This is a genomic window from Oceanisphaera pacifica (assembly GCF_017498065.1).
In the GTDB taxonomy this organism is placed as follows: domain Bacteria; phylum Pseudomonadota; class Gammaproteobacteria; order Enterobacterales; family Aeromonadaceae; genus Oceanimonas; species Oceanimonas pacifica.
Genome location: NZ_JAGDFX010000006.1, coordinates 71,734 through 87,610, shown reverse-complemented (window position 1 = coordinate 87,610; position 15,877 = coordinate 71,734). Strand labels below are relative to the sequence as shown.

The window sequence follows — 15,877 nt, the reverse complement described above, 5'->3', positions numbered from 1 at the left end:
ATATTCCCATTTTGTGTTATGCTGTTGCTCTGTTGTTAATAAATCGGCTTCAATGGTTAATATGCGCCTATCTTTGATTATTCGGTATTTTCTGCAGGCGGCCGCCTTTGGCACCCTGATGGCGCTACTTTTGCTGTTACTGTTCCCGCAACTTAAAAGCCAACCTTTTGAGCATTGGTGGCGTAACCAGCAAGTAGGCATTGCTAGCTTTTCTTATGCCGCTAATCGCGCCGGCCCTGCGGTGGTGAATATTTATACCCGCAGTTTTCAACACGATGAGCAAGCCCCTCTTTTAAGCGCAACCAGCTTAGGTTCTGGGGTAATTATGTCTGAAAAAGGTTATGTGTTAACCAACTACCATGTGATTGCTGATGCTGATCAGGTGATTGTTGCCTTACAAGATGGCCGTATTCTTAATGGTGAAGTGACGGGGTTTGATGTGCCCACGGATCTTGCGGTGTTAAAAATTACTGCCGAACAATTACCCGTAATTCCACAAGATAACGAGTTAGCCCCGCAGGTCGGGGATATTGTGCTCGCCATTGGTAATCCCTATAACGTAGGGCAAACCATTACTCAAGGTATTATTAGTGCCACTGGACGCGCCGGTTTATCGAGCATGGGGCCAGACAGTAATGGCCGCCAAGACTTACTGCAAACCGATGCCGCCATTAACGCTGGCAACTCAGGTGGCGCACTCATTAATGTGTATGGGGAAATCGTCGGTATTAATACCGCTTCATTTCAAAGCTTGGCGCATCAAGAAAGCTACGGCATTAACTTTGCTATTCCCTACGCCTTAGCGGATCGTATTATGCAGGAGCTTATTAGTCATGGCCGTGTGATCCGGGGTTACTTAGGCATCAGTGGGGCTGATATTCCGCCTATGATGGCACAATTGCTAAATATGGGGGAACGCACGGGTTTATTTGTGGAAGGCCTTAATGAGCAAGGCCCCGCAGCTAAGGCCGGTATTCAAAAAGAAGACGTGTTATTAAAAATTAACGACAAACCAATTTTAAATACCCGTCATGCTATGGATAAAGTGGCCGAAACACGTCCGGGAGACATTGTTAACATCACCCTACTACGTAATGGCAAACTATTAACCCTGCCCATTACTGTTGAAGAAGACAGACGCTTTCAACGCTTACGATAACCCCAGCCCTACAGGCAGCCAATCGGGCAGCTATCAGCTATCAGCTATCAGCTATCAGCTATCAGTAAAAGCTAAACATAAAAAGGGCCCAGATGTATGACACCTGGGCCCTTTTTAGCTCTACGGCTGCAAATTCTATCTCAACTGATAGCTTACGGCTGACTGCTTAAGACTGTGCGTTAACCTTTAATGCGTTCGATCTTACCGCCTAAGGCTGACAGCTTATCTTCGATAAACTCATAACCGCGGTCGATATGATAAATACGATCAACCGTCGTTGTGCCTTGTGCCACAAAACCGGCTAATACTAAACTGGCAGAAGCCCGTAAGTCGGTCGCCATCACAGTAGCACCGGTAAGTTGCTCGGTGTCATCACAAATCGCAAGATTACCATTTAGCTCGATACTGGCTCCCATGCGATTCAGCTCAGGGACATGCATAAAGCGATTTTCGAAAATGGTTTCTGTGACTCGGCCTACCCCTTTGGCCACCGCATTCAGTACCGTAAACTGCGCCTGCATATCTGTTGGAAACGCCGGATAAGGCGCGGTTTTAATATCCACAGGTTTTAATACCCGATCTGTCATATTAAGACGGATCCAGTCTGCACCGGTTTCTACTTCTGCCCCCGCTTCTTTTAACTTCACCAATACCGCTTCTAGCAAGTGAGGGGCAGTATTAAGGCAAGTGACATCACCGCCAGTTACCGCTGCACCAACTAAGAAAGTACCGGTTTCGATACGATCAGGCTGTACGCTATATTCACCGCCGTGCAGTGCCTCTACCCCATCAATAATCAGGGTGTCTTGACCAATACCTTGTATTTTAGCGCCTAAAGCATTTAAGAAGTTTGCTAAATCAACCACTTCTGGTTCACGCGCCGCATTTTCAATGGTAGTACGCCCTTCAGCCAATACCGCCGCCATCAGCAAGTTCTCGGTACCGGTCACACTCACCATATCCATCAAAATATGAGCGCCTTTTAAGCGGCCATCGACGCGCGCTTTAATGTAGCCCTCTTCTACACGAATATCGGCACCCATTTGCTCTAGGCCATGAATATGCAAGTTAACTGGGCGAGCACCAATGGCACAGCCACCGGGTAAAGAGACATCCGCCTGACCAAAACGTGCCATCAAAGGCCCTAATGCCAAGATAGAAGCGCGCATGGTGCGCACTAACTCATAAGGGGCAATATGATTATTAACCGCACCGGATATCACATATTGCTTACCTTGCTCGGCAACCGTTAGCCCCATAGAGGCGAGCAATTGTAGCGTGGTATCCACATCTTTTAACTTGGGCACATTAGATAAAGTAACGGTTTCATCACATAACAGTGTGCCAAATAAAATCGGCAAGGCTGCGTTTTTCGCACCAGAAATAGTGACGTCACCGGCAAGCCGACACGGCCCTTGTATTATAAATTTATCCATTTGGGTTCCCGCCTTAGGAAGGCATAATAAATTTTCGTTCTCGAGCCCATTGCTCGGGAGTAAACGTCTTCACGGTGAGAGCGTGAATGGTATTTTCTGCTATCAATTCCCGTAATGGACCATTAATGGCCTGTTGTCGCTTCAAGCGGCTCATATCAGCAAACTCAGCAGACACAGCAATCACATTACAGTGATTGCCTTCGCTTTTAACATAGAGTTCATCTAAAGGCAGCGCTTGGCGTAATAATTGCTCTACTTGATTATTCAGTTCCATTTTGGCTCCCAGCAGGGGTATCGGTTAGCTCAAAAAAAGAGCCAACTCCATATAAATCAGCAAGAGGGTAAAAGCTGGCGGGGGGGGTTAACAGCATTAATGGCCTTTGTTCAGCAGCCAGAGCTTGGCTCCACTGCACTAAAAATGCCAACCCAATCGTATCTATCTCACTTAAGCCACTTAAGTCAGCTTGACGGTGAGTAAATAAAGTTTGGCACTGCGTCCAATAAGACGCCAAGTACTTGCGTGTTAACGGCTGGGTCAGCTTCATTCTTTACGTTCCAGTGGCGTAACCGGCTTGTTAGTATGAGCGTATAATTCTTGTGTTACTTGCTCAATTCCTTTCTGACGAATCAGACCGCTTAGCTCACCTTGCTTCGCAGACAGTAAACTGATGCCCTCAGCAATCATGTCAAATACACGCCATTCGCCGGTACGATTATTTTTACGCAGCTTAAATTCTAACTGAATTTTTGGTTTATTCGGCTCCAATACCGCAACAGGAATAGAGACCAACTTATCGGCATCCGTCACCTTACCCGTGCCAATATCCAGTGTTTGATCATCATACGCGGCCAAGGCATCGGCATAGGTCACCACTAAATATTCACTAAAGGCATCAACAAACTGCTCTCTTTGCTCGGCCGTGGTATTGTTCAGCTGCTTACCGATCACTCGATAGGCTGAAAAACGCACATCCACCCCTGGCAGCATTTCTTCACGCACTATGGTGCGCAAATACTTAGGATCGGCTTTAATTTTTTGCTGCTCATTATTAAGTCGATCAAAGGTACTTTGGGCGACCTCATCGATTAATTGATACGGATTCTCTAAGGTTAACGCCGTAGCCAAAGGTGCCCATGTACCGACGATCAATAAGAGTCCTGAAACTAATAATTTTTTCATTGTGTGTTCCTCGCTAAGATGCTGATGCTTAGTTATCACCAATAGAGTAAATAAACTTGCCAATCAGCTCTTCCAATACCAAAGCCGACTGCGTATCGGTAATAAAGTCGCCATCACTCAACATGCCAATGCCCATTTCTTCATCGGCAAAACCTGGGCTTAATCCTAAATATTGCTCACCCAATAAACCTGAGGTTTGAATGGCCGCGGTGCTGCTTTCAGAAAACTCCCCTGCACTACGGCTCACGGTTAACGTAACCAGCGGCACTTGGTCAGCCTCACCCAGCTGTATGCCGCTCACTCGACCCACCACTACGCCACCCACTTTAATAGGCGAGCGTACTTTTAGCCCACCAATATTATCGAATTTAGCATAGAGGGTATAAGTTTCGCCTTGCCCCTTAACGTTTACCCCTGCCACTTTAAAAGCCAGCAGTAACAAGGCGCCAATTCCAGCTAACATAAAGCAGCCAACACTCAGTTCTAATTTGCTGTATTTCATCTCATTTTATCCAAACATGACGACGGTAAGCACAAAGTCGAGCCCCAATACCGCCAAAGAAGAATGAACCACAGTACGGGTCGTGGCTTGACTGATCCCGGCTGCGGTTGGCTTGGCATCAATACCATTAAACAACGCAATCCAGGTCACAACGAGGGCAAATACCAAACTCTTGATAAAGCCTTGCATTATATCTTGATTAAACTCCACCGCCGATTGCATGGCAGACCAAAAGCCCCCTTCATCGACGCCTAACCAGTCTACGCCTACTAGTTTAGCTCCCCAAATACCAATAAGGCTAAACATGAGCGCCAGCAACGGCATGCTAATCATACCCGCCCAAAAGCGTGGAGCCACAACTCGGCGCATGGGATCAACCCCCATCATTTCGAGACTGGATAACTGCTCTGTGGTTTTCATTAAGCCCAGTTCAGCGGTCAGTGCCGAACCTGCTCGCCCAGCAAACAACAAGCCGGTGACCACAGGGCCTAATTCACGCAGTAAAGACAAAGACACCAAAGGACCCAGCATGCCATCGGCACCAAAGTCCACCAAAACGTTATAGCCTTGTAGTGCTAGTACCATACCAATAAAAAGGCCTGATACGAGAATAATGGCGACCGATTGCACCCCCACCACCCGTAATTGCTCAACCAAGAGCGGGAAATGCTTTTTAGGTTGTGGGCGCCCTACTAATGCGTGGGTTAGCATAATGCCGGCCCGCCCGCCTGCCGTCACACTGTCGATGCCACGACGGCCCAAGCGCCCTATTACATCAATCAACATGGGTTAACGACTCCCTAAATGAAGGCGCAGGATAATGAAAAGCCACAGGTCCATCGGCCTCTCCTTGTAAAAATTGCACGAGTTGCGGATCGGTTTGCTGACGCAGCTCATCTGGCGTGCCTGCGGCAATGACTTTTTTATTAGCAATAATATACGCATAATCCGCAATGCTCATTACCTCATCGACATCGTGGGTCACCACAATAGAAGTAAGCCCCTGTGCTTTATTTAGCTCGGCTATTAGCTTTACTAAGACCGCCATACTAATAGGATCTTGGCCAGCAAAAGGCTCATCATACATAATCAATTCAGGATCTTGAGCTATCGCCCTAGCGAGCGCAGCACGCCGTGCCATACCTCCCGATAACTCTGACGGCATTAAATGCGCGGCACCACGCAAGCCCACCGCTTCAAGCTTCATCAATACGATGGTTTCAATCATGGCATCAGGCAGCCCACTGTGCTCACGCAACGGAAACGCCACATTCTCAAATACCGACATGCTGGTAAATAAGGCACCACTTTGAAATAGCATCCCCATACGTTGACGCTCCTGATATAGATGCGCGCGCCCCATAGAGGGAATAGACTGACCATCAAATAAAATATCACCACTGTGTGGCTTAATTTGGCCACCAATTAGACGTAACATTGTGGTTTTACCAATGCCGCTTGGCCCCATAATGGCGGTAATTTTACCCTTAGGGATCTGCAGGTTAATGCGGTCATATAAGGTCCGCTCACCGTGGCCAAAGCAAAGATCCCTTATTTCTACAAGGTTCTGGCTCAAACTGATTCCCCAATGAAAAGAAGGAATTGTATGAGTTCCCCAATCGTTCAGCAACCCAAAAGCACTACGCCTTGCACCCAGATCTCAGTTCTTGCCTTTAAACACCTCAATAAGACGCCAAGCCTTGACGTCAATACAGATATAAATGCCATAGACTCTTATTATATTGCGTCTATCACTATGCAGAAACGCTAACGACTCATTAGCTGTATTTTGTTAGTCGCATATCATCACCAGCTTTTCTATAATGGGGACGCCTAACCTGCGGAGAACAAGATGACAGCGGTATTTGATTATCAAAAAACAGCACAACGCGTACTCGATATTGAAAAAGCCGCCATAAATGGCCTATACCAATATCTGGATCACGCCTTTAATGAAGCCTGTAGCCTAATGTTACATTGCACCGGAAAAATCATCGTAACAGGCATGGGAAAGTCCGGGCACATCGGCCACAAAATAGCCGCCACCTTAGCCAGTACCGGCACACCTGCCTTTTTTGTGCACCCAGGTGAAGCCAGCCATGGCGACTTAGGCATGATTGGCAAAGACGATGTCGTGCTTGCCCTGTCTAACTCCGGTGAAAGTAGTGAAATTATTGCCTTACTTCCTGTACTTAAACGCCGCGGTATTCCGTTGGTGTGTTTAACAGGTAACCCTGAGTCCACTATGGCCCGTGAAGCAAGCTTTCATTTATGTACTCACGTAGAGCAAGAAGCTTGCCCACTCGGTTTAGCTCCCACGGCCAGTACCACAGCTGCACTTGTGATGGGAGATGCGCTCGCGGTGTCATTACTTGAAGCCCGCGGTTTTACTGCTAATGATTTTGCACTCAGTCACCCAGGAGGCGCACTAGGCAAACGCTTGTTATTGCGGGTGGGCGATATCATGCATCAAGGCAATAAAGTGCCTAAAGTCACACTTAATACGCTTATTATTGATGCCTTACTAGAAATTGGCCGCACAGGATTAGGCTTTACCGCTGTGGTTAATGAACAAGAACGCTTAATCGGTATTTATACAGACGGCGATTTACGCCGCACTCTGGATCAAAAAGTAGATGTACACCACACTGTTATTGAGCAAGTGATGACCGAAAGCTGCACCACAGTACATGCCGGTATGCTCGCAGCAGAAGCAGTACAGTTAATGGAAGAGAAAAAAATCAATGGCCTGTTGGTGCTTAATGAAGAACGCCAACCCATAGGCGCCTTTAATATGCATGATTTGTTGTTGGCAGGAGTAATTTGATGGAAGAGTCTAGTTTATATGGCCCCGTTGCCACCACAGTATGGCGCAACTTGGCGCGAGTGAAGTTATTGATTTGTGATGTAGACGGTGTGCTATCTGACGGCAATATTTATCTTGGCAATCAAGGTGAAGAATACAAAACCTTTAATACCAAAGACGGCTTTGGCATTAAAGCCCTGCAAAATGCAAATATCACAGTGGCCATCATTACCGGCCGCCATTCCAATATTGTAGCCGAGCGCATGCAATCACTGGGCGTACAGCATGTTTATCAAGGGCAAAGTGATAAAATGCAGGCCTACCAGACGCTACTTAATGACTTAACGCTAACGCCAGAGCAGGTCGCCTATATAGGGGATGATGTGGTGGATTTACCCGTTATGCAAGACTGCGCCTTAGGGGTGGCCGTAGCAGATGCGCACCCACAAGTGCGCCAGCAGGCAGACTATGTGACTCGTCTTAAGGGAGGTCGCGGAGCAGTCCGTGAGTTGTGTGACTTAATATTAGAAGCACAAGGTGTATTAGCACAGGCTCAGGGTATGAGCGTATGAATCGCCAAACGGGGTGGTTTGGCGGCCTCTTTATCTTGGCCGTAATCTGCTGGCAGTGGTTTAAACCCAGTGATGACTTACAAGACACACAACAACATTATCAGCCTGACTTTATCGCCAAAAACTTGGTGAGCGTACAGTATAATAAATTAGGCTTGCCCTATCGAGGATTAGAAGCCGAATACGCCGAGCACTATCAGCCGCTGGCCATGACCCTAATGGAAAAACCTGTTATCTTGCTCTATTCACCCAGTGGCCAACCCCAATGGCGGCTTAGTGGTGACGAAGGTATGCTCAATATAGGGGATAACCTCGTATTAAATGGCACTGTGGTTGGCAAAGGGCTACAAGCGAACAGCCTTGTCAAAACCTTAACAACCGAATATCTCGAGCTGGATTTTATTAATAATCAGCTACGCTCTAATAGAGCGGTACAGTTAACTAGCCCAAACTATCAGGCTCAAGGCAGAGGTTTGCTTGGCAAAATCGATCAACAAACGGTGGAATTACTGCATGATACCCAAGCAAAGTACATTACTCCTTAGCATTAGCAGTCTCGTAGCATTAAGCCTAAACGCAGCTCATGCCAAAGAGTCTGATTACAGCCAGCCTGTCACCATTGATGCCGGTCGTCAGCTGGTTGAACTTGCAGACAATAAAGTCACCTTTACCGACAAGGTGGTAGTAAAACAAGGCACCTTAGATGTACGAGCCAGCAAGTTAGTCGTTATTCGTAATGATAAAGGCCTGCAATCCATGACCGCTTATGGATCTCCGGCGACTTATTATCAAGTGTTAGACAGCGGCGAGCCAATAAGAGCCCAAGCTAATCAAATTAATTACGATATAACCTCTCGCACCATGACACTGTTAAACAACGCACAAATCAAGCAAAACGACAACATAGTGACCGGTTATCGTATTCGCTACTTTATCGACAAAGAGCAAATGGAAGCCGAAAGTCAGGGCGGAAAAGATCGCGTAACCACCGTATTCTTGCCCGAGCAGCTGCAAAACTCCAACAATAAAGAGGCCCAAAAGTAATCATGGCCACACTAAAAGCGCGTAATCTCCAAAAAAGTTACAAAGGCCGTCAGGTAGTAGCCGATGTCAGCATGACAGTGAATACCGGCCAAATTGTCGGTCTGCTTGGCCCCAATGGAGCAGGAAAAACCACCTCTTTTTATATGATTGTGGGTTTAGTACAAAGCGATGCCGGCCATATTGCCATAGATGATCAGGATATTAGCCATCAGCCTATGCATTTACGAGCCCGTAGTGGCATTGGTTATTTACCTCAAGAAGCCTCTATTTTTCGCCGTTTAAGCGTGTCTGATAACATTATGTCGGTATTACAAACACGCAAAGAGTTAAGCTCAGACGAACGCACAGAAAAAATGGAACAGTTGCTCGAAGAATTTAATATCACTCACATTCGAGATAATACTGGCATGAGCTTATCTGGGGGGGAGCGTAGACGGGTAGAAATTGCACGGGCTCTGGCCGCTGATCCTCGTTTTATTTTATTAGATGAACCTTTTGCGGGTGTGGATCCTATCTCGGTACTGGATATTAAAAAGATCATACTACACCTGAGAGACAGAGGCTTAGGGGTACTGATTACCGACCATAATGTGCGTGAAACCCTCGATGTATGTGAGCGCGCTTATATTGTGAGCCAAGGCCATCGTATTGCCGCTGGAACCCCAGCCGAAATACTCAATAACGAGCAGGTTAAAAAAGTCTATCTTGGTGAGCAATTTAGCCTCTAGCGGCACCGCTGGAGCCACCCGCGGTTGATATGGAAGGATTTTTTTTACAATGAAGCCAATTCTTCAATTACGCATGGGCCAGCAGCTGACCATGACCCCACAGCTGCAACAGGCCATTCGCCTGTTACAGCTATCAAGCTTAGAGCTGCAACAAGAAATTCAGCTCGCACTCGATAATAACCCCTTGCTTGAGCAAGAAGAGCAAGAAGAACAAGTTGACCCAGAAGCTCAAACAGCCAACTCCCAGCAGAATGAACAGCTGGCTACCGATAAAGCCATGGAGCAGCATCAGCTCTCAGATGACCTCCCCATGGACACTCAGTGGGATGAAATTTATACCGCCTCTTCTGGTAGCGGCACCAGTGCTGGTCTCCCCGAAGGTATGGAGGATACGGTTTACCAAGGGGAAACCACAGAAACTCTACAAGACTATCTGTTGTGGCAGATGCAACTGACTCCATTTAGCGATACCGACCAAGCCATCGCCTTAGCTATTATTGATGCCATTGACGAGGCAGGCTACCTCAGCCTTGATGTTGACAGCCTAGTGGCCAGTGTCTCGGGCGGAGAGCAGCATATTGAAGCAGATGAAGTAGAAGCCGTACTCAAGCGCATTCAGCATTTCGATCCCCTAGGGGTGGCCGCTCGCAGTGTGCAAGAGTGCTTATCTATCCAATTAACTGCCCTTCCTGAAGAGACACCTTGGCGAAACCAAGCATTATTAGTGCTTGAACAGCATATGGATTTGCTAGGCAATCGCGATTACCGTACCTTACAGCGTAGAACGAGCCTAAAAGAGCATGAATTAAAAGAGGTACTGGCCCTTATTCAGCTGCTAGAACCAAGACCTGGTAACCGTATTCTAGAGTCAAACTCTGAATATGTAATTCCCGATGTGGTGGTCAACAAGCGCAAAGACACTTGGGTGGCTGAGCTCAACATTGAGGCGATGCCAAAGGTGCGGCTTAACCAAACTTACGCCGCCATGGCAACCGGCCCTCAAAGTGGCGATGATGGCCAATTTATTCGCCATCACCTACAAGATGCCAAATGGTTTATCAAAAGCTTAGAAAGTCGAAATGAGACCTTACTCAAGGTTGCTAATTGTATTGTGGAACAACAACAGGCATTCTTTGAGTATGGCGAAGAGGCCATGAAGCCCATGGTACTCAATCAAGTAGCAGAAGCAGTGGAAATGCACGAATCCACTATTTCACGAGTGACGACCCAAAAATTTTTACATACACCTAGAGGTGTATTTGAGCTGAAGTATTTTTTCTCCAGCCATGTGGGAACTGATAGCGGCGGAGAATGTTCTTCCACCGCTATTCGTGCTTTAATCAAAAAACTAGTTGGAGCAGAAAACCCGGTTAAGCCATTGAGTGATAGTAAGATCACACAACTGCTGGCCGAGCAAGGGATACAGGTAGCTAGGCGGACTATCGCTAAATATAGAGAGTCGCTAGCCATCCCCCCTTCCAACCAGCGTAAACGCCTCATGTAGGCCGACCTAGAAGGAAGACGTTATGCAAATAAATTTGACTGGACACCATATCGATATCACAGACTCATTGCGTGATTATGTTAACAGCAAGTTCTCTCGGTTAGAGCGTCATTTTGATAATATAACCAACGCACACGTCGTTCTTACCCTAGAAAAAGTACAAAAAGTGGCTGAAGCTAGGATACTGCTGAGCGGTGGTGAAATTTTTGCTAACGCAGAAAGTGATGATATGTATGCCGCCATTGATAGTTTGATTGACAAGCTCGACCGTCAAGTCATTAAACATAAAGAGAAGCTTAAGCAAAAATAACCATGGAAGTCGCCGACATATTAAGTAGGGATTGCACGCGCAGTGCAATCCCCTGCACAAGCAAAAAACGCGCTCTGGAAATCATCAGCGAACTGGCCGCCCAACATCTCAATGTTAATAGCCAACAGTTATTTGACTGCTTGTTAGCACGAGAAAAAATGGGCACCACAGGTATAGGTAATGGTATCGCCATTCCTCATGGCCGCATTAGCGATGATAACCAAGCCACAGCCGTGTTACTGACCTTTGCTGAGCCAGTAGAGTTTGATGCTATTGATAACCAGCCAGTCAGTTTAGTGTTTGCCCTGCTGGTACCTGAGCAAGAGTGTAAGCAACACCTCAAAACCTTATCATTAATTGCTGAAAAACTCAGCGATAAACAAATTTGTAAGCAGCTACGTCAAGCTCAAACTGATGACGAGCTCTATCAAATCATGATTTCTTCCTAAGGGGGAACTATGCAACTGGTGATCGTCAGTGGTCGTTCTGGTTCGGGAAAAACCGTGGCGTTACGGGTACTCGAAGATTTAGGCTATTACTGTGTCGATAACCTACCGGTAGAGCTATTACCCGATTTGGTTAAAATGCGGCGTAACAAGCCCGGCGAAGTGGCCGTGAGTGTTGACGTACGCAACCTTCCCGACAGCAACGAAAAAATGGAAGCCTGTTTAGACGAAGTACGTAATATGGAGGGCGTCAGTTTATCAAACATCTTTATTGATGCCGATAATGCCGCGCTTATTCGTCGCTTTGGTGATACTCGAAGGCTACACCCTCTGTCTCGGCTCAGCCTCACGCTAGATGAGGCCATTCGTCAAGAAACCCATCTATTAGCTCCCTTATCGTCGGCAGCAGATTTACGCATCGATACCTCAGATCTCAGCATCCACGATTTAAGCGAGATTATTCGGGCGCGTATTTTGGGTAAAAAAGAGCGCGAGCTAAACTGGGTATTTGAGTCCTTTGGCTATAAATTTGGTATATCTCAAGATGCCGATTTTGTATTTGATGCCCGTTTTTTGCCTAATCCTCACTGGATTGCCGAGTTAAGACCCTTTACCGGTAAAGACGAGCCGGTGGCTAATTATTTAAATAGCCAGCTTGAAGTAAGCAAATACCTGTGGCAAATCGAAAATCTGCTGGTCACTTGGATGCCCCATTTAGAGCGCAATAATCGCAGCTATGTGACGGTTGCCATTGGTTGTACCGGGGGTAAACACAGATCGGTTTATTTGGTAGAACAATTAGCAGCCTCGTTTCAGAAAATGGGCAAAAGCGTGCAGCTACGTCATCGCACCTTGGAAAAGCACCATGTTGAAAATTGAGCGTGATCTTCAGATTGTCAATAAATTGGGACTACACGCTCGCGCAGCCATACAGTTAGTACAATTAACGGAACAATTTGATGCAATAGTGACCGTTTGTAGCCAAGAGAAACAGGCCCCAGCCAATAGTGTCATGGGGCTACTGATGCTAGAAACAGCCCAAGGCCACGCTATTCGTGTAGTCGCTGAAGGCCAAGATGCAGAAGCTGCGATGAGTGCCGTTTCTCGTCTGGTTGCCGATCGCTTCAATGAGGCAGAATAACGGCTGAATACGCTGTTTTATAATCAAGCGGGAATATTGATGTCAGAACTGTCAGACAAACCTAGCCCATCAGAGCAACTAGAAAGTATAAATCAAGCGCTTAATAGCGGCATGTTCGTGCATGTTCGTCGCCAGTTGCAACAAATGCGCCCAGGTGATGTCGCTTGGTTATTAGAAGCCTCTCCCACTCCTAGCCGTAAAGTATTTTGGCAGCTGATTGATCCCGACGAATACGGTGCAATACTAGAAGAGCTTTCAGAAGAAGTCAGAGACGGCATTATACGGCTGATGGACGCCGATAAGCTGGCCAGCGCACTCGAAGACATGGAGTCGGATGATCTGGCTGATGTGTTGCGCGATCTCCCCGAGCAACTACTGAACCAAGTGCTCACCCAAATGGATGAGCAAGATAGGCTGCGGGCAAAGCAGGCGCTGTCTTACCCTGAAAATACTGCCGGCTCTATGATGAACACAGAGTTTATCAGCTTGCGGGCAGATATTAGTATTGAAGTGGTCTTGCGCTACTTGCGATTGCACCACGAGTTACCCGAGGGCACAGATACCTTATATGTGGTAGATAAAAACAACCGTTTATTAGGTGATATTTCACTGGCCCGTTTGTTAGTGCAAGATCCTAATACCCTAGTTGCCGACGCCATGGACACCCAAGTTGAAGCCATTCCTTTGTTGATGACAGATACCGAAGCCGCTAACTTATTTGAGCGACATGACTGGCTATCGGCACCTGTGGTTGATCAAAATTATCAATTACTGGGTCGGATCACCATAGATGATGTGGTGGATATTATCCGTGAAGATGGTGAGCACACCATGATGGGGATGGCCAACATGGACGACGACGAAGACACCTTTGCCCCAGTGACCACCAGTGCTAAACGTCGCTCTATTTGGCTTACTGTCAATCTAGGCACGGCTTTATTAGCGGCCAGTGTCTCTAATATGTTTGAAGATACCCTATCGCAGCTGGCCACCCTTGCCGTATTAATGACCATAGTGCCCTCTATGGGCGGCATTGCTGGCAACCAAACGCTGGCCTTAGTGATCCGCGGCATGGCTGTAGGCCATATAGGAGACAGTAATGCGCGCTGGTTACTCACTAAAGAAGCATTGGTGGGATTAATTAATGGCTTATTGTGGGCATTAATGGTGGCCGTGGTGGTGGCGTTTTGGAAAGGCAGTTGGCAAATCGGCATAGTGCTGGGCTTGGCGATGTTTATTAACTTATCGGTCGCCGGCATTGCAGGCGCCGCTATTCCTATGATTATGCGCAAGCTCAATATCGACCCCGCCCTCGCCGGCTCCATGGCCCTAAATACCATCACCGATATTATCGGCCTGTTATCTTTCTTAGGCCTCGCCACCCTGATCCTAATTAACTAATTCAGCACTTTACGCAAAACTCGGCGCGCTGTTCGGCAATGTTCCGTCTCTTCTTCATATTTCGGTACCGACTGTTTGTAATGACAGACAGCTAGGTGCTAATGGGAAGGCAGAGGGTGACTGCTCCGTCGACCCTCCGCGCCAGGGAAGGCGCGGCGGAGCCCCCATGGATGGGTTTATGGCGAGTCGAGCGGAGCAGTGCGCTTTGCCTGACTTACACTCAAACATCAACAAAAAAGATGTGATGAGGAAACAAGCTTGCAGCTGCCCGAAGGGCTATGTTTTATCGCTAGGTGGGCGCAGCCCTACTGCCCCCCAATCTTCATTTCGTCGATCAGTACCGATCCGGTACGCAGGCTAGAGCGTAACTCAGTGTCTGTGCCCACAGCTTGAATACCCGCAAACATCTCCTTTAAATTGCCCGCTATGGTAATTTCTTCTACCGGATAGGCAATTTCTCCATTCTCGACCCAAAAGCCGGCCGCGCCCCGTGAATAATCACCGGTTACAATATTCACCCCTTGGCCCATCATTTCTGTGACCAATAAGCCCGTGCCCATCATTTTCAACAACTGCGCTAGGCTTTGCCCCGTATTGGCGACGGTCCAATTATGAATACCGCCAGCATGACCGGTAGGCTCCATATTCATTTTGCGTGCGGCATAGCTGGGCAATAAATAGCTTTGCAAACGACCTTGCTCAATAATACGACGCTCAACCGTGCGTACCCCTTCGTTATCAAAGGGCGAGCTGGCCAAACCTTTATGCAAGTGCGGCTGCTCATGAATATCAAACCACTCAGGAAAAATACGCTCCCCCAAGGTATCCAATAAAAAGGACGATTTTCGGTATAAATTACCGCCGCTAATGCCCATCACTAAGTGACCAAATAAGCTGGCTGCTACATCAGGGTGAAAGAGCACTGGTGCCCGAGTGGTACCCACTTTTCGCGCACCTAATCGGCCTAAAGTGCGGCTCACCGCTTCATCGGCCACCTGCTCAGGCGTCCATAAATCAGCAAAGTGGCGCGCCGTGGTATAGCCATATTCGCGCTGCATATCGCCATCTTGTTCACCAATCAACACACAACTCATACCAAAGCGACTGGCGGCATAACCTTTTACAAAGCCATGGCTATTGCCATAGACCTTAATCCCTAAATTAGTCGAAAAGCTGGCACCGTCCGACTGCTTAATGCGGGCATCTTGCGCTAACGCTTGCTTCTCGCAACGCAATGCCAGCTCAATACCGTCGCTGGGCTCTAGGGGATATGGAAAACACAGCTCTAATTCAGGCGCATCCCACGCAAGGGCGTCGCTTGGGGCTAAGCCCGCAAAGGGATCGGCGGTGGTATAACGTGAAATATCCATGGCGGCGGCCACAGTGCGAGCAATGGCATCGGGCCGCAAATCGGACGTTGACGCCGAACCTTTACGGCCATCTCGATACACAGCTATCCCTAGGGCGCCGTCTTTATTAAACTCAATATTTTCGAGTTCACTATTACGGGTGTTCACCGATAAGCCGGTTTGCTTACTAATAGAAACTTCGGCGTTATCTGCGCCTAAGTGTTTAGCACTGGCAAGGGCTTGTTCTACTGCCAGCTCTAGCTGGCGCTGTTCATTCTTAATATCTTCTGGGGTCATGA

20 protein-coding genes are annotated in these 15,877 nt (G+C 47.5%); 12 read left to right on the top strand and 8 right to left on the bottom strand.

Annotated elements, in window-relative coordinates:
* Positions 1-61 precede the first annotated feature (61 nt).
* Complete coding sequence (gene degS / locus J3U76_RS06455) at positions 62-1,159, top strand: outer membrane-stress sensor serine endopeptidase DegS (protein WP_208005108.1); 1,098 nt, start codon at positions 62-64, stop codon at positions 1,157-1,159.
* Positions 1,160-1,338: 179 nt separating this feature from the next.
* Here degS and murA read toward each other — a convergent pair whose 3' ends face one another.
* The 7 genes from murA to mlaF are packed head-to-tail and all read right to left on the bottom strand — an operon-like array spanning position 1,339 to position 5,853.
* Positions 1,339-2,595, bottom strand: coding sequence for a UDP-N-acetylglucosamine 1-carboxyvinyltransferase (gene murA, locus J3U76_RS06450; protein WP_208005107.1), 1,257 nt, complete (start codon positions 2,593-2,595; stop codon positions 1,339-1,341).
* Between the two features lie 13 nt (positions 2,596-2,608).
* On the bottom strand, positions 2,609-2,869 hold the full coding sequence (locus J3U76_RS06445) for a BolA family protein (protein WP_208005106.1): 261 nt from the start codon (positions 2,867-2,869) through the stop codon (positions 2,609-2,611).
* Positions 2,856-3,140, bottom strand: coding sequence for an STAS domain-containing protein (locus J3U76_RS06440; RefSeq protein WP_208005105.1), 285 nt, complete (start codon positions 3,138-3,140; stop codon positions 2,856-2,858). The genes J3U76_RS06445 and J3U76_RS06440 overlap by 14 nt, the downstream gene beginning before the upstream one ends.
* A complete protein-coding gene (gene mlaC, locus J3U76_RS06435) occupies positions 3,137-3,775 on the bottom strand; it encodes a phospholipid-binding protein MlaC (protein ID WP_208005104.1) in 639 nt (212 codons plus the stop codon). Before mlaC ends, J3U76_RS06440 begins: the two co-directional genes overlap by 4 nt.
* Positions 3,776-3,803: 28 nt before the next feature.
* The gene (gene mlaD / locus J3U76_RS06430; protein ID WP_208005103.1) at positions 3,804-4,277 is read right to left on the bottom strand and encodes an outer membrane lipid asymmetry maintenance protein MlaD; all 474 of its coding nucleotides are present in this window, start codon (positions 4,275-4,277) and stop codon (positions 3,804-3,806) included.
* 6 nt (positions 4,278-4,283) lie between these two features.
* Entirely contained in the window at positions 4,284-5,063 is a 780-nt protein-coding gene (mlaE, locus tag J3U76_RS06425; RefSeq protein WP_208005102.1) for a lipid asymmetry maintenance ABC transporter permease subunit MlaE, read from the bottom strand.
* Entirely contained in the window at positions 5,053-5,853 is an 801-nt protein-coding gene (gene mlaF, locus J3U76_RS06420; protein ID WP_208005101.1) for a phospholipid ABC transporter ATP-binding protein MlaF, read from the bottom strand. The genes mlaE and mlaF overlap by 11 nt, the downstream gene beginning before the upstream one ends.
* A 276-nt stretch (positions 5,854-6,129) precedes the next feature.
* Between mlaF and J3U76_RS06415 the strand changes: the two genes are divergently transcribed.
* The 11 genes from J3U76_RS06415 to mgtE are packed head-to-tail and all read left to right on the top strand — an operon-like array spanning position 6,130 to position 14,229.
* Positions 6,130-7,104 (top strand): KpsF/GutQ family sugar-phosphate isomerase, encoded by a 975-nt coding sequence (locus J3U76_RS06415; protein WP_208005100.1) that lies wholly within the window; start codon positions 6,130-6,132, stop codon positions 7,102-7,104.
* Complete coding sequence (kdsC, locus tag J3U76_RS06410; protein WP_424022299.1) at positions 7,101-7,655, top strand: 3-deoxy-manno-octulosonate-8-phosphatase KdsC; 555 nt, start codon at positions 7,101-7,103, stop codon at positions 7,653-7,655. The genes J3U76_RS06415 and kdsC overlap by 4 nt, the downstream gene beginning before the upstream one ends.
* Positions 7,652-8,200: an LPS export ABC transporter periplasmic protein LptC gene (lptC, locus tag J3U76_RS06405; RefSeq protein ID WP_208005098.1), complete on the top strand. Its 549-nt coding sequence runs from the start codon at positions 7,652-7,654 to the stop codon at positions 8,198-8,200. Before kdsC ends, lptC begins: the two co-directional genes overlap by 4 nt.
* Positions 8,169-8,699: a lipopolysaccharide transport periplasmic protein LptA gene (gene lptA / locus J3U76_RS06400; RefSeq protein WP_208005097.1), complete on the top strand. Its 531-nt coding sequence runs from the start codon at positions 8,169-8,171 to the stop codon at positions 8,697-8,699. The genes lptC and lptA overlap by 32 nt, the downstream gene beginning before the upstream one ends.
* A gap of 2 nt (positions 8,700-8,701) precedes the next feature.
* The gene (gene lptB / locus J3U76_RS06395) at positions 8,702-9,427 is read left to right on the top strand and encodes an LPS export ABC transporter ATP-binding protein (RefSeq protein WP_208005096.1); all 726 of its coding nucleotides are present in this window, start codon (positions 8,702-8,704) and stop codon (positions 9,425-9,427) included.
* Positions 9,428-9,476: 49 nt separating this feature from the next.
* A complete protein-coding gene (locus J3U76_RS06390; RefSeq protein WP_208005095.1) occupies positions 9,477-10,931 on the top strand; it encodes an RNA polymerase factor sigma-54 in 1,455 nt (484 codons plus the stop codon).
* Positions 10,932-10,953: 22 nt separating this feature from the next.
* Positions 10,954-11,241: a ribosome hibernation promoting factor gene (gene hpf, locus J3U76_RS06385; protein WP_208005094.1), complete on the top strand. Its 288-nt coding sequence runs from the start codon at positions 10,954-10,956 to the stop codon at positions 11,239-11,241.
* Between the two features lie 2 nt (positions 11,242-11,243).
* A complete protein-coding gene (ptsN, locus tag J3U76_RS06380; RefSeq protein WP_208005093.1) occupies positions 11,244-11,690 on the top strand; it encodes a PTS IIA-like nitrogen regulatory protein PtsN in 447 nt (148 codons plus the stop codon).
* Between the two features lie 9 nt (positions 11,691-11,699).
* Complete coding sequence (gene rapZ / locus J3U76_RS06375) at positions 11,700-12,566, top strand: RNase adapter RapZ (RefSeq protein ID WP_208005092.1); 867 nt, start codon at positions 11,700-11,702, stop codon at positions 12,564-12,566.
* The gene (locus J3U76_RS06370; protein ID WP_208005091.1) at positions 12,553-12,828 is read left to right on the top strand and encodes an HPr family phosphocarrier protein; all 276 of its coding nucleotides are present in this window, start codon (positions 12,553-12,555) and stop codon (positions 12,826-12,828) included. Before rapZ ends, J3U76_RS06370 begins: the two co-directional genes overlap by 14 nt.
* A gap of 39 nt (positions 12,829-12,867) precedes the next feature.
* The gene (gene mgtE / locus J3U76_RS06365; protein WP_208005090.1) at positions 12,868-14,229 is read left to right on the top strand and encodes a magnesium transporter; all 1,362 of its coding nucleotides are present in this window, start codon (positions 12,868-12,870) and stop codon (positions 14,227-14,229) included.
* A 305-nt stretch (positions 14,230-14,534) separates the two neighbouring features.
* Here the strand turns inward: mgtE and pmbA are convergent, their stop codons facing one another.
* The gene (gene pmbA, locus J3U76_RS06360; RefSeq protein ID WP_208005089.1) at positions 14,535-15,875 is read right to left on the bottom strand and encodes a metalloprotease PmbA; all 1,341 of its coding nucleotides are present in this window, start codon (positions 15,873-15,875) and stop codon (positions 14,535-14,537) included.
* Positions 15,876-15,877 lie beyond the last annotated feature (2 nt).